The organism is Fervidobacterium riparium (assembly GCF_025370035.1).
Classification (GTDB): Bacteria; Thermotogota; Thermotogae; order Thermotogales; family Fervidobacteriaceae; genus Fervidobacterium; species Fervidobacterium gondwanense.
The window spans coordinates 2,047,829-2,070,484 of record NZ_CP009277.1 but is presented as its reverse complement, the minus strand read 5'-3'; the positions used below and the strand labels follow the sequence as shown (position 1 = coordinate 2,070,484).

The window sequence follows — 22,656 nt, the reverse complement described above, 5'->3', positions numbered from 1 at the left end:
AATGCTACAACATTCAATCGGAAGGGGGAATTGTCAGTGAAGGCAATTATTCTGTGCGCAGGTAAAGGAACAAGGTTGAGACCACTTACTTACACAACAGCTAAACACCTTATTCCAGTTGCAAATAAACCAGTTATACTCTACACAATCGAGAAGATAAAGAGCGTGGGTATACATGAGATAGGCATGATAGTAAGCCCAGAAAATATCAACGATTTCCAAGAAACGCTTGGCGATGGTTCTAAGTATGGCGTAAAGCTTTCATATATCCTTCAGCCAGAGCCAAAAGGGCTTGCTCATGCCGTTCTGATGGCAAAGGATTTCCTCGGCGATGAAGATTTCATGATGTATCTTGGCGACAACCTCATCATGGATGATATACGACCTTTTGTCAAAGAATTCGAAGAGAAGAAGGAACTCAGCGCTCTGATTATGTTATCGCCAGTTCAGGACCCAACAAGGTTCGGTATCGCTGTCATGGAAGGAAGCAAGATTGTTAAAACCGTTGAGAAGCCAAAAGAGCCACCTTCAAATCTTGCGATAATCGGTTTGTATCTGTTCAGAAAGGATATATTCGAGGGAATTGCGAATATAAAGCCATCGTGGAGGAATGAGCTGGAAATTACCGATGCTATAGATTGGTTGATTCAGCATAAAGAGTCCGTGGAAGGTCATATCATTTACGGTTGGTGGAAAGACACAGGGAAACCTGAGGATTTGATTGAAGCAAATCACAAGATTCTCGATGATGTGATCGAAGAGTTTAAGATAGAAGGCACAGTGGAAGCAACATCGGTACTGCAGGGAAGAGTGAGCATTGGAAAGAACACTGAGGTAGTGAACAGTGTAATTAGAGGACCTGTGATTATCGGTGATAACTGCACGATTTCAAATGCGTACATTGGACCTTATACTTCAATCGGTAATAACACACTTATTGAGAATTGTGAGATAGAGAATTCTATCCTAATGGACGAAGTGAAGATATCGAATTTCTCGTACAGGATTGATTCTTCGTTGATAGGTAAGAAAGTCGAAATCATTGAAAACGATGGAAAACCAAAAGGAGTACAGATAATAGTCGGAGATTTAGGTAAGGTTGTTGTGTCCCGCTGAGCCGTGGGGTAAGGGGATAAATAAGGAGGTATTCTTAGTGGTTAAGTTAATAGTAACTGATTTGGATGGTACGTTGCTGAACGAAGAAAAGCATATACCAAAAGATAATGTATTGGCACTACGTGAAGCGATGGAGAACGGTTTGCATGTAAGTGTTGCAACCGGCAGGAATTTTTATTCTGCCAAGCCTTACATAGAAGAACTTGGACTCGATGTGCCTGTTATTTTTCAAAACGGGGCTTTCATCTATCAATGGATGGAAGACAAGGTTATTTACAAGTCCGAGTTAGACGTACAGATAGCTATTCGCGTTGTTGAGAGTGCAAGAAGAAATAATTTGTTTTACATAGTCTATAGAGACTTTCTTGAAGAGAAAGATATGTACGTCGATGAGCCGTACAGCGGTACGTTTTCGAAATATCTGGAGCAAAATAGTTGGAGATTGAATGTTGTCGATGATGTGTTAAAATATCTAAAAACAAAGAATTCGATTGCGGAAATCGCGGTTGTCGGCGATGAGCCAACTGTTGTAAAGGCAATTTCGGAAGCGTTGGATGGATTTCAGAACCAAACGAGTGTTGTGAAAAACAACACATTAGGTAATGAAACGTTCTATGAAGTCTTTGGTCCAAATTCTTCAAAGGAATCTTCTTTTCAATATCTGCTGAGGTATTTCAACGTGACTCACGAGCAGACGATGTATTTGGGAGACAGCTTCAACGACATAGGACTTCTGAAAATCGTAGGTTATCCAGTGGTTATGGAAAACGGGCATGAAGAAGTAAAGAAATATGCAAGGTTTATAACAAAATCAAACGATGAAGCTGGAGTGGCATATGCTGTTAGGAAATGGGCACTGAATGGAAGAGTATAAGTTAAAGGGAGTTTAAATGCGAAGATTATTGAGTTTTCTGTTTGTATGTTTCGTGCTCTTTAATGTCTTAGTTCTTGCCCAAAGTGAAATTTCTTACAAAATTCAATATATGATAGGTAACAGACAAGCAAAGGAGCTCGATGAGTTTCTCAAAAACTTAGATTTAGAAAGATTGAGCGTATCTGAGATATGCGATGTGGTTATTGGCTACACGGAATTGTACAGCTGGGGCGGTAAGGGATATGAATATTCCGAAAAGGCCTACAATATCGCTGATAGAGTAATAAAAGAGAATCCGAAATACTGGAAAGGGTATTATAGCTTAGCCGTCGTGCTTTCTCACAGGGTTCAGAAAAATAATCTGCTCGCTCTGACGTTAGTTGGCAAGATTGACTACAATTTGAATAAAGCTATGGAATACGGACCTAACGAATGGGAACCGTTCTTTCTTGCAGGAGTTAGAAATCTCGAAGTTCCATTATTCCCAAATTTGGCGCTTGCTGAAGAGTATTTGGGAAGGTCTTTGAAGAATAATCCGAATCATTTGTACACTTACTATATGTACGGGAGACTTTTTGAAAAGAAGAAGGATTACTGCAAAGCTTTGGAGTATTACACCAAGGTATTGGAGTTACCCATAAGACCAGAATGGAAATTTGTAGACGAAGGCGCAAAGGATGATGCGAAGAAGCGAATTTCGGAGGTGGAAAAACTGTGTACCAAAAAATAAAGGGAACAGAGGATTTGTACGGGCAGGAGATGAAGTTTTGGTACTGGATAGAGGAAAAGGCGAGGAAATTGTCGCTGCTGTACGGTTTCACGGAGATTAGAACACCGATTTTTGAAGAGACTAAATTATTTGTTAGAAGTGTTGGGCAAGATACAGACATCGTTCAGAAAGAAATGTACACTTTTGAAGACAAGGGCGGAAGAAGTATAACGTTGAGACCCGAGGGAACTGCACCAGTTGTCAGGGCTTTTGTAGAAAATGGGTTAATAACTGTCGGTTTCCCACAGAAGTATTTCTACATCGGACCGATGTTTAGGTACGAACGTCCACAATCTGGTAGGCAAAGGCAATTTCACCAGTTTGGTGCAGAGATTTTCGGAAGCCCTTCCCCACTTGCAGATGCTGAGTTAATAATATTTGTCAATGAGTTCTTAAAGGAAATTGGGCTGGTAGATTTTGAGATACATATAAACACTCTCGGTGATACTGAAGACAGGGCAAGGTACAAAGAAGCCCTAAAGGAATATTATTCACAACATTTAGACAAGTTGTGCGATGACTGTAAAGTTAGATACGAAAGAAATGTTCTCAGACTTTTGGATTGTAAGGTAGATGTAGAGTATGCAAAGAATGCTCCAAAGCTTATCGATTACATGGGCGAAAATGCACGTAAGCACTACGAAGAGTTGAAAGAACTGCTTGACACTGCTGGGATAAAATACATCGAGGACCCGAGGCTTGTTAGAGGGCTCGATTACTACAACAGGACAGTATTTGAAGTCCACCACCACAAACTCGGTGCGATGAGCGCAATCGCAGGTGGCGGAAGGTATGATGGGTTGATAAAGGAAATCGGAGGAAAAGATGTTCCTGCGCTCGGTTTTGCCGCGGGTATGGAAAGGTTAGTCCTTGCGATAAAGGCTGAGAATGTGGAAGTTGAGGATATGAGAATAAACGAGGTATACATCGCACACTTTGGCGGAAGCGAAGTGCGAAATGTTGCATTTAGATTGGCTCAGCAGCTCAGAGACGAAGGAATAGCGGTGAATTTAGAAATAACGGAAAGAGGATTAGGTGCACAATTAAAGAACGCAGCAAGAACGGGCGCAAAATTGTGCGTAATAATCGGTGAGAACGAAATTGAGAAAAATGTTGTGATGATAAAGAACATGGAGACAGGCGAACAATTTGAATTCGAAATAAACTTTGTGGCAAGTGGAATAAAAGATATGTTGGATGACATGAGATAAAAATAAAAAGCCCCAAAAAGGGGCTTTCTTAAGTTGGCTGGGAGGGGAGGATTCGAACCTCCACTGGCGGATCCAGAGTCCGCAGTCCTGCCATTAGACGACCTCCCAAGAGCCGTAAGGCAAGATATATTTTATCATTTAACAAAAAAGCTGTCAACACTTTGCAGGAAAAACAACATGTTTGTAGTATGCACCATTCGTATAATCGTAAATACCGCATCAAAGAGATTCCTTTTTATTTCTTTCTTGAAATTCAGGTGAAATATTGTTCAGGAAATGGTTCTCTTTTAGTCAGCCATAGTGATAAGAGTGATTTAGTCTTTAAACTCAACATTGAAAGAGGTGATGATTAATTGACGACTTTTGTAATACTGAACTGGAACAGAGCAGCTCTGACAATAACTGCAGTTGAAAACCTGTTATTGAGAGAACCAGGCCTATATGGTGTTATAATTGTAGATAACGGTTCGCGTGAAGATGAAAGGGATAAGCTAGTCGAATACGCCAAGAAGAATGGCTGGGTTGTAATCGGTGAGGAAATTATTCGTGAAAACGACAAAGTCAATTTGATAGAAAATGGGCAACATTCACGTATTTTACTTTTAGCAAATGAAAACTATGGATATGCAAAGGGTAATAATCTTGGGTTAAAGCTTGCCAAAAAGCTCGGTTATGAATGGGCAGTGGTCATGAACAATGACATCATTATCGAAACGCCAGTATTTGAGAAGCTTCTTTGCGTAGTTAACAAGAATAAGGATCAAAGAATAGCCGTTATCGGTCCAAAAATTGTTGCCAAACTTGGAAGCCAAGGCCCATTTGAAGATTACAATCTATATCTTTTGTTCTTTTTGCCAATATTGTTCCCGTTACTATGGCCTGTAGAATTGATTAGATTTGTCAGGCGCAAGTATGTTATTTCTAAACATGGAGTATATTATCCTTATTGGATATCGGGGTGTTATATGCTTTTAAATCTGAACGCGATGGAGGAGGTTGGTTGGTTTGATGAGAAAACATTCCTCTACGCTGAGGAGTTGATATTGTCATCAAAGTTATTCAGAAAGGGTTATAAGGTGGCATATACTGACAAAGTTTATGTTAAACATTTGCACGAAGCTAGCACTAGCACCCTTTTTAATCACAGGAAGAGACTGAAAATCATGAAAGAGGCAAATCTCTACTATCTTAAGGAGTATAAAAAATATGGGCCAATAAAATTGTTCCTCGCAAATATCGGTATGTCTTATTTGAACGGACTGGTCGCCATTACATTTCCAATTCTCTTACCAGTTGCAGTTAAATTTCGAGAGGTGATATCCCATGCGCAAAGGTATTATTTTGGCCGGAGGATCAGGAACAAGGCTTTATCCAATGACTCTGGTAATGAATAAACACTTGCTTCCAGTATACGATAAACCAATGATTTATTACTCACTAAGCACCCTTATGCTCGCAGGGATAAGGGATATTCTGATTATCTCTTCGCCCAGCGACCTTCCACATTTTCAAAGGTTGTTAGGTGACGGTAGTCAGTTTGGCATACATTTGGAGTACGCAGAGCAAGCTGAACCAAGAGGCATTTCTGAAGCGTTCATAATCGGAGAAGAATTCATCGGTGATAATCCATCAGCGCTTGTGCTCGGTGACAATATCTTTTTTGGACATGAGTTTACGAAGTTCCTGAGGGAAGCGAACGAGAATACGGAAAAAGCGACGGTTTTCGCGTATTACGTAGAAGACCCTGAGAGATTTGGAGTTATTGAATTTGACGAAAATGGCAATGCTATTTCGATAGAGGAGAAGCCAAAACATCCGAAGTCAAACTATGCTGTTGTCGGTCTCTACTTCTATCCATCAGGTGTGTCAGAACTTGCCAAGACACTAAAACCAAGCTGGAGAAATGAACTGGAAATCACTGACTTGAATAAGTTATACCTTGAGAAAGGCTTGCTTACTGTAAAGATACTTGGCAGGGGCTTTGCATGGCTTGATGCAGGAACGCCTGATGCTCTAAGTGAATCGAGTGAGTTTATAAAGATAGTTCAAAAAAGGCAAAATATAGTCATATCATCGCCTGAGGAAATAGCATACAGAAATGGATGGATAACGAAAGAACAGTTATTGGAAAGTGCAAAGCGATATGGTAACTCACCATATGGACAGCACTTGAAGAAAGTGGCAGAAGGCAAGATAATCTATCGGGGGTAAAGAGATGAAATTGATTGAAACAGAATTACCGGGAGTATACATAATAGAACCAAAAGTCTTTGGAGATGAACGTGGCTGGTTCATGGAAACATATTCTCGAAAAGTCTTCAAAGAGCTTGGAATAGATGTCGAGTTTGTTCAGGACAACCATTCGTATTCAAAGCACAAATACACTCTTCGCGGAATTCACTTTCAAAACAATCCGATGGCTCAGTCAAAGCTTGTAAGGTGCACGAGAGGAAAGATATTAGACATTGCCGTTGATTTAAGAAGAGGCTCACCAACGTACAAAAAATGGATAGCAATAGAACTGAGTGCAGATGATAAAAAAATGCTCTTCATTCCAAAAGGCTTTGGTCATGCATTCCTCACTTTGACTGATGATGTTGAGGTACAATACAAGGTGGGTGAGTATTATTCCAAAGAACACGACAGGAGTATCAGATGGGACGACCCGGAATTGAACATAGACTGGCCTACGAAAGAGCCAATTCTTTCAGAAAAGGACAGGAATGCACCGTATTTGAAAGATAGCGACTGCAATTTTGTGTATGAGGGTGATAACAGATGACGATACTTGTTACAGGTGGAGCAGGGTTTATCGGAACGAATTTTATTTATCATATGGCAGAAAATCATCCTGATTACAGGATAGTTTGTATCGACAAGCTGACATATGCGGGCAACTTGAAGAATTTGGACAAGATTATTCACAACGATAATTTTAGGTTCATCAAGGGCGACATATGTGATAGAGAGCTTGTTGAGAGAGTATTTGCTGAAGAAAAACCAGATATTGTCGTGAACTTTGCAGCAGAGTCGCATGTTGATAGGTCGATAGAAAATCCGGATGTTTTTCTGAAAACGAACATACTCGGCACGCAGGTGCTTTTAGATGCGTGCAGGAAGTACAGTGTGAAGAGATTCCACCAGATATCCACAGACGAAGTATACGGCGACCTTCCGCTTGACAGACCTGATTTGAAATTCACCGAAGAAAGCCCAATAAAGCCGTCTTCACCATACTCAGCTTCAAAAGCATCCGCAGACTTGCTTGTCTTGGCATACCACAGAACATATGAACTACCTGCAACAATATCAAGATGCTCAAACAACTACGGACCGTATCAATTTCCGGAAAAGTTGATTCCCTTGATGATTATCAATGCACTGAATGATAAGCCGCTTCCTGTGTATGGCGATGGCAGAAACGTAAGAGATTGGATACATGTAAAAGACCACTGCGAAGCGGTAGATATAATCCTGCATCGTGGAAAAGAGGGTGAAGTGTATAATATAGGTGGGAACAATGAACAGGCAAACATAGATGTGGTGAAGAGTATATTAAAAGAATTAGGAAAAGATGAGAGTTTAATCAAATATGTAAAAGACCGTCCTGGGCATGACAGAAGATATGCGATAGCGATGCCAAAGATGGAGAAAGAATTTGGTTGGAAGCCAAAGGTAGGGTTTGACAAGGGATTGAGGGAAACGATAAAATGGTATATAGAGAACAAACCTTGGTGGGAAGAGATAATCAATGGAGAATATATGAATTACTACCAACGCATGTACGGAGAGAGGTTATAGGGAAATGAAAGTATTAGTAACAGGAGCAGATGGACAGCTTGGATACGATGTTGTCAATGAACTAAAGAAAAGGAACATACAGTGCTACGGAGCAACGATAAAAGACTTTGACTTAACAAACGAAAAAGCAACGAAAGAATTCATCGAAAACTACAAACCCGATGCAATAATCCACTGTGCAGCGTACACAGCAGTGGATAAGGCAGAAGACGAAAGAGAACTATGCTATGCTGTAAATACCTTGGGAACAAGGTATATTGCTGAGGCTTCGAGTAAGATAGGTACGAATGTTATGTACATAAGCACGGATTACGTGTTTGATGGGACAAAAAAAGAGCCATACGAAGTTTGGGACAAACCGAATCCGATAAATTATTATGGATACACAAAATACATGGGTGAAGAGGAAGTAAAGAAGATATTGGAAAAATACTTCATTGTTCGCACTTCATGGGTATTTGGAGAAAATGGAAATAACTTTGTAAAGACGATGTTGAGACTTGGGAAAGAAGGGGAGGAGATAAAGGTAGTGAATGACCAAGTAGGTTCCCCGACGTACACAAAAGGCCTTGCAAAGTTACTTGCGGATATGGTGCAGACAGAAAAGTACGGAATATACCATGCCACAAACGAAGGATATTGCAGTTGGTATGAATTTGCGGTGGAGATATTCAGAATTGCTGAAATGGACGTAAAGGTTATTCCGATAACGAGTGAAGAGTATCCAACGAAAGCAAAAAGACCGAAAAATTCAAGATTATCGAAAAGATGTTTGGATGAGAATGGGTTTGAAAAACCTGAGAAATGGAAAAGCGCTTTATTCCGTTTTTTGAGTCAAACTTTGAAAACGTAAGATGGAGATTTTATCAAAAATACCATGCCAGATAAATCGATGGTTAAATACGAGACAATTATAAAAAGAATGGTAAAAGCCGGTAAAGAAAAGTACTCGGCGAGTAAATTGTATCTTGCTTTGGCTACAATTTTCACATATCCGTATGAATATTTAAAAGACACTATAGATTCTATTCTAATGCAAGATTACTCAAGCATTTAGAGAAGAATCTCAGATGGCAGTTTTGAAGACATTGATATGAATTAAGAGGTATCCTTGTTAGATGCATAAAGACAAGGTGCTAAAGATGTAGTAACTCAACATACGAATAGAACGCGTTGACTAAGCTCTGCAATTCTGTCACCAAACGAAAAATATACGTTCTATCTTACTAAAGACAACATGCTTATGATAAAAATGCTCTGTTTGATATATTCATTTCTCTACAGGAAACTGAGGATTTACAGTAACCTACAAAAGGCCTATGTTTAGACATGATGGAAACTTTACAGAAATTATGGTAATCATTTCAGTAAGCTTAGTATCACAAGATTATAGAAAAACTTTCTAATAGGACCAATGTCAACAATAATTTGGTTTAAGATTTTTGTTGGCTCTACAAATATAGAAGTTAATATACAACTCAGCATTAATGAAATGTTTACCACTTAAATATCTTCACATTTCTAAGTACTTTTCAATCTTTTATGAGCTATTACTTCCATATTCTGAAACATCTTCCCGTGAACAGCACTGGTTTTATCTCTCCATTTCAAGAAGATGCAGGATGTTCAACAGAATATTATACTTTTAAATAACTTAGCCCCGAGATCCCAGTATCATACTGATACATCCCTTAATTTATATCCCAATTCTTTTGGTTCTAACTACGTTAACTAGACGTTGACCAAATATCTCAGCTTTTCTCACCATACATCATTGTGCCCAGGACTTTTTACCAATATTGCCCCCCTCCAATTTTCATCTGTTTACTCTTCCAAATAATTTTGAAGAGCTTCTCAGGAGAATATAAACAAGCAAGGGCGAAAATCTAAAGAGTTTGATTACGAAATTCATCTGTTTCCCAAACCTTGTGTCCTTATTGTGAACTTTGCAAGTCACGATATTTCTTCGGATTGAATCTATTTTCACGAGCCTGAGCCATTTGGAAAGCGGATATCCATTAAACGCAAGACTTCCAATAGTCCAAACATATGCATCTGGTATGCTCTGCGTTCTTATAATTTCAACTATTTCTTTTTCATTCTGCTTTTCGAAAAACCTCTTAAGCCTTAACATCGCCCCAACATTATGAAACGCTCCTAAGGTTGGAGTTTTCGTAGCAGATGACGGACGAAAAAGACAGTTTGCAACAGCTTTATTTAAGACGCCAACATTCCGTGAGTAATATAGATACTTGCAGATAAATTCATTATCTTCTGAATACTTGGCTCCTGGCGTAAATTTAATTGAATAATTGTCAATTACTTCTTTTAAGAATAGCGCTGCGTTTAAGCTGATATGTGTCTCATGTAAAAGAAAGCTCTTTAGCACTTCTACAGATTTATGAATCCCTTCATGATACCGGTACGTTTCATCGTGCCTATACATTATCTTTCCTGAGAGATTAGCCAAATCCTGTCCGCCAAATATCATTTCACAGTTATTTTCTTCCATCACTCTCACAAGCTCTTCGATCGTCCAAGGGAAAAGTGTATCATCACCATCTAAGAATTTAATGTACTTGCCTTGTGCAACTGAAAGTCCAACGTTCCTTGCAATACTCACACCTTGGTTCTCTTGGTTGATTATTTTGTAAGGCTTCCCAGCATTTTTGAGTATCTTCTCTGCAACTTGTGCAGTTTTGTCTTTTGAACCGTCGTTGACAACTATAATCTCTATATTCTCATACGTCTGCTCTAAAACGCTTTTCAGAGACCTTTCGATATACTTTTCCAAGTTGTACGCAGGTATTATCACTGATACGAGTTCTTGTTTCCCCATTATTTTGACAACCTCCTAAAGTCGCCAATCAGCAGCGATTTAACTTTTGTTGGAAGATATCTTATTGCTAAATACACTATTATTAAATCAAATGCAAAGTAAATATACCAGATCTTGTTTAAAAGTGACATAACATCGGATATAACTATTCCAAATAAATTCAAAATTACGTAGAGCAAGCTCCCTAAGAGCATGTGATATCCAATTACAAACAACGCATTGAAAGCCAACTTGTAGAAAAATTTGTCTAAGCTTATAGCTTTCACCATCTCTGAAAGATATATGACTACGAATACCGCCACTATCTCCCCCAGCAAGGCAATAAATCCGCTCTTTCCAAACCATTGGTTGTTCCACGATATGTCTCCATTTGTTTGGCTAATCAAAATCAATGCAAGAATTGAAAGTGCGAAGTCCAGAGGTCTAACTTCAAGCTCGTATTTTCTCCAAATTTTTCCGAGCCAGAAAAATGGCAATGCAACTATGGCCGAGTCGATCTTGAAAATAAACGGCTCATGAGGAATGATTCTAAAGATTATCGCTAAGAGTACAGAAGCGGCTAACAAAAAGCTACTCTTATTCACAAAATAGTACATAACTTCTGATAAGAATAGCATCAGAAAGAACCATAATGGAACTGCATTAATTGCTACTTGATCAAGTTTGTCCATTCTCCCAATAAGATAGTTAGTAATGTACACATACTTAGGATATTGCAAAACATTTTGCGGTGCCAAAATTAAATATATCAAGGTGTTAACAAACCCGGCTACGTAGTATGCTTGCACGAGAAGAACTCTTGACCTAATTAATTCTTTAAACCCTCTATCTTTCCATTGGTATCCTCTCGCAAATGCTAAAGAACTCAAACCATAGCTGAAGAATGAAAACATGTAGTATGGTACCCCAGTATGTACGAGCATTACAAAAAATATTGCAATACCTTCTAAAACTAGTATGTTTAGTTTTCGTTCTTTGGGCATAACTATCTTCTAAACCTCCTAATAGCTCTGTTCCAGAACTTTTCATTTGCTCCGCCACACTGCTGTATCCACCGTCAGAACTCGTTCAAGACCTCCTGAGCCGAGAGCTCCTTCGGTCCGCTACAATGTATCTATACTCTACCATAGAAGATGGATACAACTATCAAAATCATATCGATTATAAATACTGCTTTCTTCAACGTTCGGAATTATATCTTCCTCTGGTAGTTTTACGTCCACATCAAATTCGTATTCAACGTTGTATTCTTTCCATAGTTCTTTTGAAAGTGGAATGTTTTGCTTCTCACTCAGCACCTTCAATGTTCTCCTTAAAACGTATCATCAAGAATAAACCAATAAATATTATCAAGTAGTAGGTTACAAGTCTAAATACGAAGATACCTGTCATTGTTGGCTTTGCACCATAAATATGTGAGAATACCATCTGGTAGAAACCTTCCACTCCACCACTTGAGCCCGGGGTTGGAACATAGTAAACAATGGTATTTAGCATCGATATAATACCCCAAATCGTTGTAAGCTGTACTGCAGTATTGCTGACACACTCTATAGAAATCTTAAGTAATATTGCTGGCGTTATGCTCAACAGCATTCCTGTAACCATATCAAAAAGGATAACCCAGTATCTATTCATTAAGAGCGATTTTGTTGACGTGCTCATTTTTTCAAACCACGTAAGAGCTTTCATTTCTTTTTCTTGTATCTTTTCAGATTTTGTAAGTCTCAAGAAGAATTTAAAAATCGTGTAAAGCAACTCCTTATTAACAAAAGCGATGAATCCAGCAACACTGAGTCCCACAGTAATCAGAAATCCAAAGATTATTACACTTAGACCAACAGTACCTCTAAGTATATTAATTACATCTTTTAGGAATATCAAATCAACTATAGAAACAATAATAACTCCCTCAAACATTCTGAACACTGATATATTTGTCGCAACATGTGAAGGGACTCCGTTTTTTGTCAGGTGATAAATTTGAAAAGGTTGGCCGCCAATAGTCATCGGGGTTACAAATGAAAAAAACGCCGTAAAAAAGAAGTTCTCAAGGCTTTTCCAAAAAGATAATCTGTATCCCATAAATCTAACAAATAGCATTATTCTGAGAGCATTCAGGAAGTAATCCAGCGCAAGTATCAATACAAGAATTACAAATCCTCCTAATGGAAAGAATCTTAGCGCTGCTATTGGATCTTGTTCTGCAAAGAAAAGCCCTACAATATTGACGATTGCAAGGCCAATTATTACAGATATTATGACATTTCGCAATATTGCTTTGAAGCTCAGTCAAATTCCCCCTAATGCAAAATGACCAATCAGTTTATATGTTCGTTAATTCTTTTGCCTCACTCCTAATCCCTTGAATGGATAGGATTCTTAGTAGCTCATGACTACCTTTCATGGGCTCATGTTAAGCCCATGAACACGCAGGTGCGCTTTGTACCTCATACCTACGGCGTGGATCAAATTAGCGAAGACGCCTTTTCTAAATACTAATCATTCCCACTCTGTCACTGTGGTGTTCATATTCTATGTTTCGGCTTATTTTGTGTACCACAAAATGGACACGGCTTACTTGTATAGGCTTTCGAGGTTTTGATAACTGAGATACCAAACGACCGCGCTCTGTACTCAAGCATCTCGTTTGCTAAACTGCCATTGGTAATTTTCTGCTTATCTTTGCCTTCTGCATTCTTACGTATGTTAGTTAGCTTGCCAAATACACTGGTTCTAATGTTTCTATTAAGACATGTGCCTATGAAATGACTCGTGATTTTGTATGTGGTGCTTTTTATTTGGTTGCTTGTCTTTGTAGTATATATCTCTTAACTTTGCCACATGAATTACTTCAAAGGTATTATACACCATCAATATTATAGCCATTCACTATGCTCGCCTAGAGGGGCGTACTTTCTTTGTACCAGCATGCGTTACGAAAAAATAACAACATCTTCAAAGAGAAGTATGTTCAGTTTCTGTTCTTTAGGCATAATTGTTTCTTAAACCTCCCAGCGATTTAGATTAAATCAGTTCAAATCACCACTTCCCACTTGCACCACCACCGCCGCTGCGTCCGCCACCAAATCCGCCACCAGAGCTTCTTCCAGAACCTCCGCCAAAGCCTCCAAAACCTCCAAACCCACCAGGTCCGAGAGGTCCCCTCGGTCCTCCGTAACGTATATAACCTCTGCCTGAAAAGATGGAAAGCACTATGAAAATCATAATGATTATAAATATTATCTCTCCGATATCTGGAACTTCGTCTTGTTCCGGCAGTTCCGCATCCACATCGAATGTGAGTTCAACATTATATTCTTTTGCCACTTCTTTTGCAAGCGCTAAGTATCCATAGTATACACCTTTCGAATAATCTTCTTCTTTGAAGTAAGGAATTATGTATTCATCTCGTATTCGACCAGCTTTTCCGTCGGGAATAGCTCCTTCAAGTCCGTACCCTACTTCTATGCGCATCTCTCTGTCTTTTATCGCTACTAACAGCAGTACTCCGTTGTCTTTCCCTTTCTGACCAATTCCCCATCTTCTGAAAAGTTCAACTGCGTAATCTTCGACGGTAAGCCCTTGTAATGTGTCAATAATAACCACAGCAATCTGCGCTGTTGTTTTTTCTTCTAGTTCCTTGCCTATCGAGACTATGTTCTTCGCGTATTCTTCATTAACTACGCCAACATAGTCGTTTATGTATTTGTACGGCGTGGGTGTTGGAAAATTAACAGCGAATAGCGTAGAAAACAGTGAAAATAATAAAACAAATGAGAGAAACAAACCTCTTGGCTTCAAATTATCATCTCCAATATTCTTCAGTATATAAAGTATTTTACCATTAAAATCAACAAAATGCATTCGCTTTTCAATTCGTTTTCATTCACTAAAGTACTTCATCAAGTCCTTCTTGATCTTTTCATAATCTGAAAGCAATTTGTCGACCTGTGTAAAAGGTTCTTGTGAAAAAAGCAGGCTCAATTCTGCATTGAATGATCCCAATACTTTTTCAGTAATTGGAAAGTATTTCGCCGGTTGGAAATTGTACTTTTTCCTCAATAGTGCAATAACCTCTGAGAATAAAGGTTTGAACTCATCAGGAAGTTTTTTGTCTATTACAAAGAAATTTATCCCGTCGTCGGTTATAGCCGTTCTGCAGATTTTGTACCAACCGCTCCTGTATCTTTCAAGGAGCTCTAAAATTTTGTCATCGACCTTGTTCGAAAACGAGAGCGATTCAACTCCCATCACCTTTTCGCTGAATAGTTCCTTTTTTAGAAATTCTTCGTTTCCGGATATGGCTACAAATCTCGTTTTTAACGGCAGTTTCAATATCCCGCACTGACACGTCGGTTGCTCTTTTAAACCAGATATTTCAATGAATTTCTGCTCGAAATGTTCTTTCGTTTTGAATTCGTTTAATTTGTAAATCGCTGGTGTACGAGACATGGGTGGTGAAATGGATATACCGACGATTTTTTCGTTTGACGTCGTAACTATGAAACTAAGGTAGAATGGGAATTTGCTATTTTGCTCAGCTTCGGAAGTGAGTTCATTTATATGACAAGTTACCACCGCCACATGGCGGTGGTAAACATCCAATCGCTCTTTTTTGCTCTCCAAAAATTGTATGAGCTCACTTGTATCAAACTCTATATCCTTTATATATTCGTACTTACTCGGTCCGACGTACACTCAATCATCTCCTAATTTTATCTTACTTATCAAGCATCGGCATCCTTATGCCATGCTTTTTGGCTGTGTTTATCGCTATTTCATACCCAGCGTCTGCGTGCCTCACAACGCCCATTCCAACGTCGTTTGTTAAGACTCTTTCGAGTTTCTTCTTCGACAAGTCAGTTCCGTCGGCAACGATAACAACACCAGCATGGAGCGAGTATCCAATTCCGACACCACCACCGTGGTGGAACGAAACCCATGTTGCACCACTTGCAACGTTGAGCATCGCATTGAGGATGGGCCAGTCTGCGATAGCATCGCTTCCATCCTTCATCGCTTCTGTTTCTCGATACGGGCTTGCAACAGAACCTGTGTCGTGGTGGTCGCGTCCAATTACTATCGGCGCTTCAAGTTCGCCTTTCTTCACCATTTCATTCATCGCAAGTCCCATCTCGGCTCTCTGACCTTGACCAAGCCAGCAGATTCTGGCTGGCAATCCTTGCCATTTCACTTTTTTCTGCGCCATCTCTATCCATTTTCTCAGGTGCTCATCTTCGCCGAAGAGTTCAATCACTTTCTGGTCTGTCTTGTATATATCCTCTGGATTACCCGAAAGCGCTGCCCATCTGAACGGTCCTTTACCTTCGCAGAAAAGGTCCCTTATGTATTCAGGCATGTAACCCGGGATATCGAATGCATCTTTCACGCCGTGGTCTTGCGCAAGTCTGCGGATGTTGTTTCCATATTCGAATACTTTTGCACCTTGTTTTTTCATTTCCAAAATGGCACTCACATGTTTTACAACACTGTCGTAAACCATTTCAAGATATTTTTGCGGATTCTCTTTCCTCAATTTGAGCGCTTCATCAAACGATATGCCTGCTGGCACGTATCCGTTCAACGGGTCATGAGCGGCTGTTTGGTCCGTTACTACATCAGGAATTATGCCTCTTCTGACGAGTTCCGGATGCACATCTGCAGCGTTTGCTAAAAGTCCTATCGACAGCGGCTTGCCTTCTTTCATCGCTTCTTTCGCCATTCTTATCGCTTCATCAAGACTATCTGTCCACGTATCGAGATATCCTGTGTTAAGCCTTCTGTCAATCATCCTCTTGTCGACTTCAACGGCGATAACAACGCCATCGTTCATGGTGACTGCAAGTGGCTGGGCTCCGCCCATTTCGCCAAGACCTGCCGTCAATACGAGTTTTCCTTTTAGCGTTCCGCCAAAATATTTCTTCGCAACTGCGTAGAATGTTTCATATGTCCCCTGCAAAATTCCCTGCGTGCCTATGTATATCCAGCTACCTGCGGTCATCTGACCGTACATTATGAGTCCGCGTGCTTCAAGTTCGTTGAAGTATTCCCAAGTTGCCCATTTCGGTACGAGGTTTGAATTTGCAATGAGCACTCTCGGAGCCCATTCATGCGTCTTCCAAACAGCAACCGGTTTACCGCTCTGGACTATCAATGTCTCGTCATCTTCAAGTTCTTTAAGGACTTCAACTATTTTGTAAAAGCTTTCCCAGTTCCTTGCAGCCTTACCCTTTCCACCGTATACTATGAGATTGGCAGGGTCTCTCGCAACTTCCGGGTCGAGGTTATTCATAAGCATGCGCATTGCTGCTTCGGTTAGCCATGATTTACACGTCAGCGTTGTTCCCCTTGGAGCTCTAATAACTTCTGCCATACGGTTCAACCCCCTCTGAATATATGACTCATCATAATCTATTCTATATAAAGACTGAAAAATTCTCAAACCGCTCAAAAGATAAGATAAAAGAAAAAGTACGACATCAAAAAAGCATACTTAAGTATTCCACTTATTTCGTATATTCTCAACTATTTCCTGCGCCGTTTTTGTCGCCGCAATGCCGCCAAGCCCGGTTTCTCTCAATGACTCAGGAAGCGACTTTCCAACGTTGTACATCGCTTCCACAACTTCATCAAATGGTATCACGCTCTCAATCCCTGCAAGCGCCATTTCAGAAGAAGCAATTGCAACGTTTACCGCATTACCGTTTCTCTTGACGCAAGGAACTTCAACGAATCCTCCAACCGGGTCGCAAACTAATCCCATCAACGCTTTTAAAGCAAGCGAAGATGCATTTCCTACCTTTATCGGGTCTTGGGAAAAATAATACGTGAGCATAGCAGAAGCCATTGCTGTTGCAGTCCCTATCTCAGCCTGACATCCACCCGCTGCACCGGATAGAGTGGCTCGCTTTGCCACCACATTTCCCACGCCAGAACCGACGATAAAAGCTTTTAGTAATGAATCAAAATCAGCTTTTTTGACTTTATAAAGTGCGTACAAAGCACCCGGGACTACACCGCATGAACCAGCTGTTGGACAAGCGACTATTCTGCCCATAGATGCGTTGGATTCGCCCATCGAAATTGCGACAACCGTTGCAACGTGGCTGAACTCGCTCAGCATTTGGGGTGTATGAAATGATAATTTTTGGCCATTGTTTCCAGTGAGTCCAGTTAACGTCTCAAAGCTTTTTCCATAATTTCGCTCAGATTCTTCTAACATGACAGTAAGCAATGCCTTCAAGTTATGCTTAACCCTAACCGGATCTCTGCCGGTATCCAACATTTCTTGAGCTAATATAACCTCGCTGAATTCGAGATTCGTATTTTTCCATATTTCTATGAGTTCTGAATATTTCACACCCATTCACCTTCTTCGAGTTTAACTTGATACACTTCCAATGCACATTTCAGTCCTCTTAAACATTCAACGGTTTCCTCTTTCGGATTCTCGTCGAGTTCTATAATAGTCAGTGCGATTCCTTGAAGGGCATTAACTCTTCGCAGATAAACGTTGGCAATATTCACATCGAGACAATCAAGGATAGATTTCAACGCACCGGGCCTGTCTTTGTTAACAACAACAAGCGCAGGTAAATTGCCTTCTAAGGAGCAGTCAACATCATTGATCTTCGTAATCCTTATAGCTCCTCCACCGATTGATGAGCCCTCAACTTCATTGTAGATTTCGCCCTTTTTAGCTTTGATAAGCACTGTATTTGGATGGACGTCACCTAAGTCTGCGAATTCGAATTCGAATTTCAGACCATTTTCTTCGGCGATTTTATACGCATCCTTCACTTTCGGGTCATCTGGTTTTAGTCCCATTATTCCTGCGAGTAATGCTCTATCTGTTCCGTGACCTTTGTACGTTAGTGCGAACGAACCGTGGAGTGTAAATACAACGCTATCAGGAATTCCCATGAGCTTGTAAACAAATCGGGCGATCTTGAGTGCACCAAGTGTATGTGAACTCGAAGGACCTGTCATAACCGGTCCAGAAACTTCTATCAATCCCATACAATCACCTCTTAAGAATTCTTCCCATTAATTATACCACACTGAGAAATCACGGAATAAAAATAAAGGCGGGGTATCCCCGCCCTATTCTACTTTTTAAAACTGTTATCCTCTCAGCAATTGCAAAACATTTTGCGGTATAGCATTCGATTGAGCCAACATCGACATGCCAGATTGCAACAGTATCTGTCTCTTTGTAAATTCCATCATCTCTTTTGCCATGTCTGCGTCTCTTATTCGGCTTTCCGCTGCTGTCAGGTTCTCCGCCGCTACACCGAGATTTGCTATTGTATGCTCAAGTCTGTTTTGAACAGCACCGAGCTGAGACCTAACTGTACTAACTTTGTGAATTGCCGCGTCTATGACGCTAATTGCACGTTCAGCGGCATTTTGAGTTGTAACTTTAAGTACACTTGTAATCAATCCAAGGTCCTTTGCCATCATTGAATCAATACCAGCAATCATATTGGCGCCTTCGTTAGCACCTATTTGGAAAACAAGCTGGTTTCCACTCGTGTTAATTTTCTCGACCCTTGCCACACCGGTATCAATAACTGATTCATGCGGCAAAGCTCCGAATTCATTGATGTTAAATCTATCATTTCTCCACTTTACTTTGACACCACCAATAACAACAGAGGCTTGTGAGTAAGATGTTACAACCGTGCTTACTCCATTGCTTTGAACTAATACAACCCTTGCGTCGAGAGCACCTGTTGTATTACCTGTGAACTGACCAATTTCGACTATAATTGTCCCTTCATTTACGCTTGCAGCTGAACTTACGGCAGTAATGTCTAAATCGATGTTTCCCTGCGCAACAATCTTTGCATCTGGTGTAGCCCTAAATCCTTCAAGGTTACCATTTAAGAGCTTTTTCGTGTTAAATTCCGTAGTTCTCGCTATTCTGTCCACTTCTTCTCTTAGTTGGTCAATTTCGGCTTGGAGGCTGGACCTGTCAACGTCTGTGTTTGTATCACTTGCAGCCTGAACAGCCAGTTCTCTCATTCTTTGAAGAATAGAGTGTACTTCGTTCAGCGCACCTTCTGCTGTTTGGATGAGCGAAATTGCATCTTGTGAGTTCTTAATCGCCATGTCGAGACCTTTGATTTGTCCTCTCATCTTTTCGCTTATCGCCAAACCTGCTGCGTCATCGCTTGCTCTGTTGATCTTCAAACCTGAGGAAAGTCGTTCAAGTACCTTTTTCATGTCTGAGTCTGTGAGTGTAATCTGCCTCCATGCGTTAAGAGCCGATAAGTTGTGGTTAATACGCATAACCTCACCTCCATGGATAATGAAATATTAATTATTTTCTCTTAAATAACACTGCTCTTGTGTTTTCGTCAAATACAAAATGCTCTATGTGAGTATACCCAAGATTTCTAAGTTCCGTTTCCACTTGCTTTCTTGTTCTAATGATTCTAAATAGTGGATAATACCAAACCATATCTTCTCGATTCTCAAAATCAGGCACAAAATAGAAGAGCACTCCACTTTGAACATTCTTCAACGCACTATTAAATTCCTTAGCGGTGTTTATAAGTTCATAACTTAATATATTTTTGGAAACCTCAGAATATTCGATGCCCAATTCAAGCGTACACGCTTTAACAATTTTTAGATGTTCATCATCTTTTTCAATTAGTTTAATATCTGATGCATTTAAATATGATAGAGCTTCAAGAATATATTTCTTATTCACAGTAAGCCTTGGTAGCTTGTGAGTCTTTAATCTTTCCTTATAAATCTTGATTGCTTCATCTGTGTGAAATGGTGATGCATAATAGAACTTTTCCCCTTTCCTCCAAACCCTAATTGGCGAAATTACGCCAAGTCCAGAATGCTTTTCGGAGATATTCCCAACCCATACTATTTTATCTTGAGAATTTCCAAATTCCTCATGGGGATAGAAACCATCAAATCTATACGTACCTATTAAAATGTCACCTAAATTTACATTCTTCTCCACTGCCTTACGATGATAATCAAGCGCTTTTCCTAAGTCCTCATCCTTATCTGATTCTTCAAACAGTTTAGCATACTTATACTCTAAGAACTGGAAGTCTTCCTTGTTAGTTATGCTTTCAAATAGCCTTTTTGCCATTTCTTTATTTGATACCGCAATGTTAACTGCGCTAACATACTTTGCAAAGTCACTATCTGATATAAGGTATAGACGCTCGAGTTCTGCTTTTGGAAAATTTCTTAAATTTCCTACCATGAATTCCTTGTTTTTAATGTAAAATTCTTTCAGTTCCTTAAAAACGCCTTCTATCGTTGGATCAAGTTTGGTCTTCAGATCATCGAGTACAGATTTTATGAACCTTGACAATTCTGGAAAGACCTGAGAAGCGCGTTTATAATAATCAAGTGCAAGAGAATAATTAGCTTTCCGGAGATTGATATCACCAATAAGTGCATTTGAGATTCCGGAAATCGTCTCATCTTCAAACTTACGCAACTTGTTTAGAATCTTGAGTTTGACTGGATCATCATCACTCATATTTTCGTGGAAGAATATAAGCCCTTCTATACCGTATTCCTTTATTTTGTCTAATATTTCTTCTTCATTTTCACCAAGAACATAAGATATTAGACCGTCTTTACCACTCTTCAGTTTTTCCAAGACAAGTGTTCCAAATCGCGTGTTTAAAAAAGGACTAAACAAAGAAAAATCAAATTCCACGTGCAAATTTGTAATCTTTTCTAGTATTTCAAAGACACTTATCTTTAGTTCATACTCTGCTGATATTCGTAGTATTTCCGCTAATTCATTCAAGACCTTAGAAAATGTGCTGTCGTCAGTTTTCGCAATTTCTTTTAGAAGTGCGGTTACAAACTTCTGAACTTCATGTGGCAAGAGTCTTGATTTATCAAACGCCTTAGAAAAATGTTCCTTGAATTTCCTTACATTCTTATACCTCAGATATGCAATAGATAATAAGGCATGAGCTGAAGGAACGTACTTGATAGAAATTATTGTCCAAGCAAACTTCTCAGGATTTTTCTCAACATAATCTATCTTCTTGAGAAATTCTTCTCCATATTCTATTACCTTACTATAATTTTCCTCAGCCTCTTCTACAGCTAATAAAGCATAATACGGGTCTGGATTACTTGGCTCGACTTTTAAAAGGAAGTGTAACAAATTTCTAGCTTCTTCCCTGAAACCCTTGTTGTTAAGATCTAGTGAATGCATGAACAACACTTCAAGGCCTATTGATGGCATCTTCTTATCAGATGTTATGATACTCAGTATTTCCTGGACTATATCATATAAAACGTACTTCCTTGAACCTATGAGTTCTGCCTTATATAATTGACAAAGGTAGTAAACTCTTTCTTGTGAAGGTAAATCTTTCGTTTCATTCAAAAGTTTAACGATAAGATTTCTTGTTCTTTCATACTTGCTCTTTCTTAATTTTCGTGTCCAAATATATCCGTAGTGATATATCGTGAAAGGTGCTTCCACTATCTTACCTTTGTAAATAGCCTGATTATGAATGATATTTTCATACTTCACGGTGCCGTTCCTAAAAACCCTCGCCGTTGACGCTATCTCAGTCTTTTTGAGATCCCAGTCGAGATAATTAAGTGTAGGAAGATAAACAGTATTAACATCATCAGGCAATTTCTCCAAGAATTCTCTTATGCCAGCAAAATCCTCTCTTACTTCTTCGTCAGCATCGTATATGAGCACCCATTCACATGTTGGAAATTGTAAAGAATAATTACGGGCAGCTGAGAAGTCATCGTGCCACTCGTAGAAATAAATCTTATCAGTATACTTTCTCGCTATTTCAACACTTTTGTCTGTTGAACCAGTATCAACAACAATAATTTCGTCAACGTAAGGCTTAATGCTTCCCAAAGCCCTATCTAAATTGTGTTCCTCGTTTTTCGTAATCATAGCAACACTAATTAGGCAACGGTTAGATTTCTCCATATGTATGTCCCCTCCGAAGGAGAAAAGATATTTTGTAATTCTTCTAAAATATTATTCATCTTTCGTAAATCACTTTCC

21 protein-coding genes and 1 tRNA gene are annotated in these 22,656 nt (G+C 39.5%); 9 read left to right on the top strand and 13 right to left on the bottom strand.

Translation table 11 applies throughout. The annotated features are described in order from the left end of the window. The first annotated feature begins 36 nt into the window (after window positions 1-36). From IB67_RS09955 to hisS, 4 genes are read left to right on the top strand one after another with little or no spacing between them, the layout of a single operon-like run. Window positions 37-1,116 (top strand): glucose-1-phosphate thymidylyltransferase, encoded by a 1,080-nt coding sequence (locus IB67_RS09955; RefSeq protein WP_498875308.1) that lies wholly within the window; start codon window positions 37-39, stop codon window positions 1,114-1,116. A gap of 37 nt (window positions 1,117-1,153) precedes the next feature. Beyond that, on the top strand, window positions 1,154-1,990 hold the full coding sequence (locus tag IB67_RS09950) for an HAD family hydrolase (RefSeq protein WP_498875307.1): 837 nt from the start codon (window positions 1,154-1,156) through the stop codon (window positions 1,988-1,990). A 16-nt stretch (window positions 1,991-2,006) separates the two neighbouring features. Then, window positions 2,007-2,720: a tetratricopeptide repeat protein gene (locus IB67_RS09945; protein ID WP_072760287.1), complete on the top strand. Its 714-nt coding sequence runs from the start codon at window positions 2,007-2,009 to the stop codon at window positions 2,718-2,720. Next, window positions 2,705-3,970: a histidine--tRNA ligase gene (gene hisS, locus IB67_RS09940; RefSeq protein WP_498875306.1), complete on the top strand. Its 1,266-nt coding sequence runs from the start codon at window positions 2,705-2,707 to the stop codon at window positions 3,968-3,970. The genes IB67_RS09945 and hisS overlap by 16 nt, the downstream gene beginning before the upstream one ends. Before the next feature lie 34 nt (window positions 3,971-4,004). Here the strand turns inward: hisS and IB67_RS09935 are convergent. Beyond that, window positions 4,005-4,078, bottom strand: a tRNA-Gln gene (locus IB67_RS09935). Window positions 4,079-4,323: 245 nt separating this feature from the next. Here IB67_RS09935 and IB67_RS09930 point away from each other — a divergent pair. The 5 genes from IB67_RS09930 to rfbD are packed head-to-tail and all read left to right on the top strand — an operon-like array spanning window position 4,324 to window position 8,624. After that, window positions 4,324-5,364: a glycosyltransferase gene (locus IB67_RS09930; RefSeq protein WP_498875305.1), complete on the top strand. Its 1,041-nt coding sequence runs from the start codon at window positions 4,324-4,326 to the stop codon at window positions 5,362-5,364. Next, the gene (gene rfbA, locus IB67_RS09925; RefSeq protein ID WP_498875304.1) at window positions 5,294-6,181 is read left to right on the top strand and encodes a glucose-1-phosphate thymidylyltransferase RfbA; all 888 of its coding nucleotides are present in this window, start codon (window positions 5,294-5,296) and stop codon (window positions 6,179-6,181) included. The genes IB67_RS09930 and rfbA overlap by 71 nt, the downstream gene beginning before the upstream one ends. 4 nt (window positions 6,182-6,185) lie before the next feature. After that, on the top strand, window positions 6,186-6,752 hold the full coding sequence (gene rfbC / locus IB67_RS09920) for a dTDP-4-dehydrorhamnose 3,5-epimerase (protein WP_498875303.1): 567 nt from the start codon (window positions 6,186-6,188) through the stop codon (window positions 6,750-6,752). Beyond that, window positions 6,749-7,771, top strand: coding sequence for a dTDP-glucose 4,6-dehydratase (gene rfbB / locus IB67_RS09915; RefSeq protein ID WP_498875302.1), 1,023 nt, complete (start codon window positions 6,749-6,751; stop codon window positions 7,769-7,771). Before rfbC ends, rfbB begins: the two co-directional genes overlap by 4 nt. A gap of 4 nt (window positions 7,772-7,775) precedes the next feature. Beyond that, entirely contained in the window at window positions 7,776-8,624 is an 849-nt protein-coding gene (rfbD, locus tag IB67_RS09910) for a dTDP-4-dehydrorhamnose reductase (protein ID WP_498875301.1), read from the top strand. Between the two features lie 963 nt (window positions 8,625-9,587). Here rfbD and IB67_RS09905 read toward each other — a convergent pair. The 12 genes from IB67_RS09905 to IB67_RS09850 form a co-directional block, all read right to left on the bottom strand. Then, window positions 9,588-10,610, bottom strand: a complete 1,023-nt coding sequence (locus IB67_RS09905) for a glycosyltransferase family 2 protein (protein WP_498875300.1) — start codon at window positions 10,608-10,610, stop codon at window positions 9,588-9,590. Continuing rightward, complete coding sequence (locus IB67_RS09900; protein WP_498875299.1) at window positions 10,610-11,593, bottom strand: hypothetical protein; 984 nt, start codon at window positions 11,591-11,593, stop codon at window positions 10,610-10,612. Before IB67_RS09900 ends, IB67_RS09905 begins: the two co-directional genes overlap by 1 nt. A 138-nt stretch (window positions 11,594-11,731) precedes the next feature. Beyond that, window positions 11,732-11,908, bottom strand: coding sequence for a hypothetical protein (locus IB67_RS09895; protein ID WP_498875298.1), 177 nt, complete (start codon window positions 11,906-11,908; stop codon window positions 11,732-11,734). Beyond that, window positions 11,898-12,884 carry a lysylphosphatidylglycerol synthase transmembrane domain-containing protein gene (locus IB67_RS09890; protein WP_498875297.1) on the bottom strand — a complete coding sequence of 329 codons (987 nt, stop codon included), beginning with the start codon at window positions 12,882-12,884 and terminating at the stop codon, window positions 11,898-11,900. Before IB67_RS09890 ends, IB67_RS09895 begins: the two co-directional genes overlap by 11 nt. Before the next feature lie 254 nt (window positions 12,885-13,138). Further along, window positions 13,139-13,411: an IS200/IS605 family accessory protein TnpB-related protein gene (locus IB67_RS09885; protein ID WP_498875515.1), complete on the bottom strand. Its 273-nt coding sequence runs from the start codon at window positions 13,409-13,411 to the stop codon at window positions 13,139-13,141. Between the two features lie 241 nt (window positions 13,412-13,652). Then, window positions 13,653-14,414, bottom strand: coding sequence for a TPM domain-containing protein (locus IB67_RS09880; RefSeq protein WP_498875296.1), 762 nt, complete (start codon window positions 14,412-14,414; stop codon window positions 13,653-13,655). 81 nt (window positions 14,415-14,495) lie between these two features. Further along, window positions 14,496-15,311: a DUF4895 domain-containing protein gene (locus IB67_RS09875; RefSeq protein WP_072760279.1), complete on the bottom strand. Its 816-nt coding sequence runs from the start codon at window positions 15,309-15,311 to the stop codon at window positions 14,496-14,498. A 22-nt stretch (window positions 15,312-15,333) separates the two neighbouring features. Further along, window positions 15,334-16,986, bottom strand: coding sequence for a urocanate hydratase (gene hutU, locus IB67_RS09870; RefSeq protein ID WP_072760277.1), 1,653 nt, complete (start codon window positions 16,984-16,986; stop codon window positions 15,334-15,336). A gap of 120 nt (window positions 16,987-17,106) precedes the next feature. Beyond that, window positions 17,107-17,973, bottom strand: coding sequence for an L-serine ammonia-lyase, iron-sulfur-dependent, subunit alpha (gene sdaAA, locus IB67_RS09865; RefSeq protein ID WP_072760275.1), 867 nt, complete (start codon window positions 17,971-17,973; stop codon window positions 17,107-17,109). Beyond that, window positions 17,970-18,632, bottom strand: coding sequence for an L-serine ammonia-lyase, iron-sulfur-dependent subunit beta (gene sdaAB / locus IB67_RS09860; protein ID WP_072760273.1), 663 nt, complete (start codon window positions 18,630-18,632; stop codon window positions 17,970-17,972). Before sdaAB ends, sdaAA begins: the two co-directional genes overlap by 4 nt. A gap of 105 nt (window positions 18,633-18,737) precedes the next feature. Next, the gene (locus tag IB67_RS09855; RefSeq protein WP_072760271.1) at window positions 18,738-19,907 is read right to left on the bottom strand and encodes a flagellin N-terminal helical domain-containing protein; all 1,170 of its coding nucleotides are present in this window, start codon (window positions 19,905-19,907) and stop codon (window positions 18,738-18,740) included. A gap of 31 nt (window positions 19,908-19,938) precedes the next feature. Then, entirely contained in the window at window positions 19,939-22,578 is a 2,640-nt protein-coding gene (locus tag IB67_RS09850; protein WP_072760269.1) for a tetratricopeptide repeat-containing glycosyltransferase family 2 protein, read from the bottom strand. Window positions 22,579-22,656 lie beyond the last annotated feature (78 nt).

What these genes read in the sequence shown, in the direction of transcription:
- hutU (WP_072760277.1), bottom strand. Translation starts at nt 16,986, where the DNA reads ATGGCAGAAGTTATTAGAGCTCCAAGGGGAACAACGCTGACGTGTAAA.
- IB67_RS09900 (WP_498875299.1), bottom strand. Translation starts at nt 11,593, where the DNA reads ATGCCCAAAGAACGAAAACTAAACATACTAGTTTTAGAAGGTATTGCA.
- sdaAB (WP_072760273.1), bottom strand. Translation starts at nt 18,632, where the DNA reads ATGGGATTGATAGAAGTTTCTGGACCGGTTATGACAGGTCCTTCGAGT.
- IB67_RS09905 (WP_498875300.1), bottom strand. Translation starts at nt 10,610, where the DNA reads ATGGGGAAACAAGAACTCGTATCAGTGATAATACCTGCGTACAACTTG.
- rfbA (WP_498875304.1), top strand. Translation starts at nt 5,294, where the DNA reads ATGCGCAAAGGTATTATTTTGGCCGGAGGATCAGGAACAAGGCTTTAT.
- rfbD (WP_498875301.1), top strand. Translation starts at nt 7,776, where the DNA reads ATGAAAGTATTAGTAACAGGAGCAGATGGACAGCTTGGATACGATGTT.
- IB67_RS09855 (WP_072760271.1), bottom strand. Translation starts at nt 19,907, where the DNA reads ATGCGTATTAACCACAACTTATCGGCTCTTAACGCATGGAGGCAGATT.
- IB67_RS09945 (WP_072760287.1), top strand. Translation starts at nt 2,007, where the DNA reads ATGCGAAGATTATTGAGTTTTCTGTTTGTATGTTTCGTGCTCTTTAAT.
- rfbB (WP_498875302.1), top strand. Translation starts at nt 6,749, where the DNA reads ATGACGATACTTGTTACAGGTGGAGCAGGGTTTATCGGAACGAATTTT.
- IB67_RS09850 (WP_072760269.1), bottom strand. Translation starts at nt 22,578, where the DNA reads ATGGAGAAATCTAACCGTTGCCTAATTAGTGTTGCTATGATTACGAAA.
- rfbC (WP_498875303.1), top strand. Translation starts at nt 6,186, where the DNA reads ATGAAATTGATTGAAACAGAATTACCGGGAGTATACATAATAGAACCA.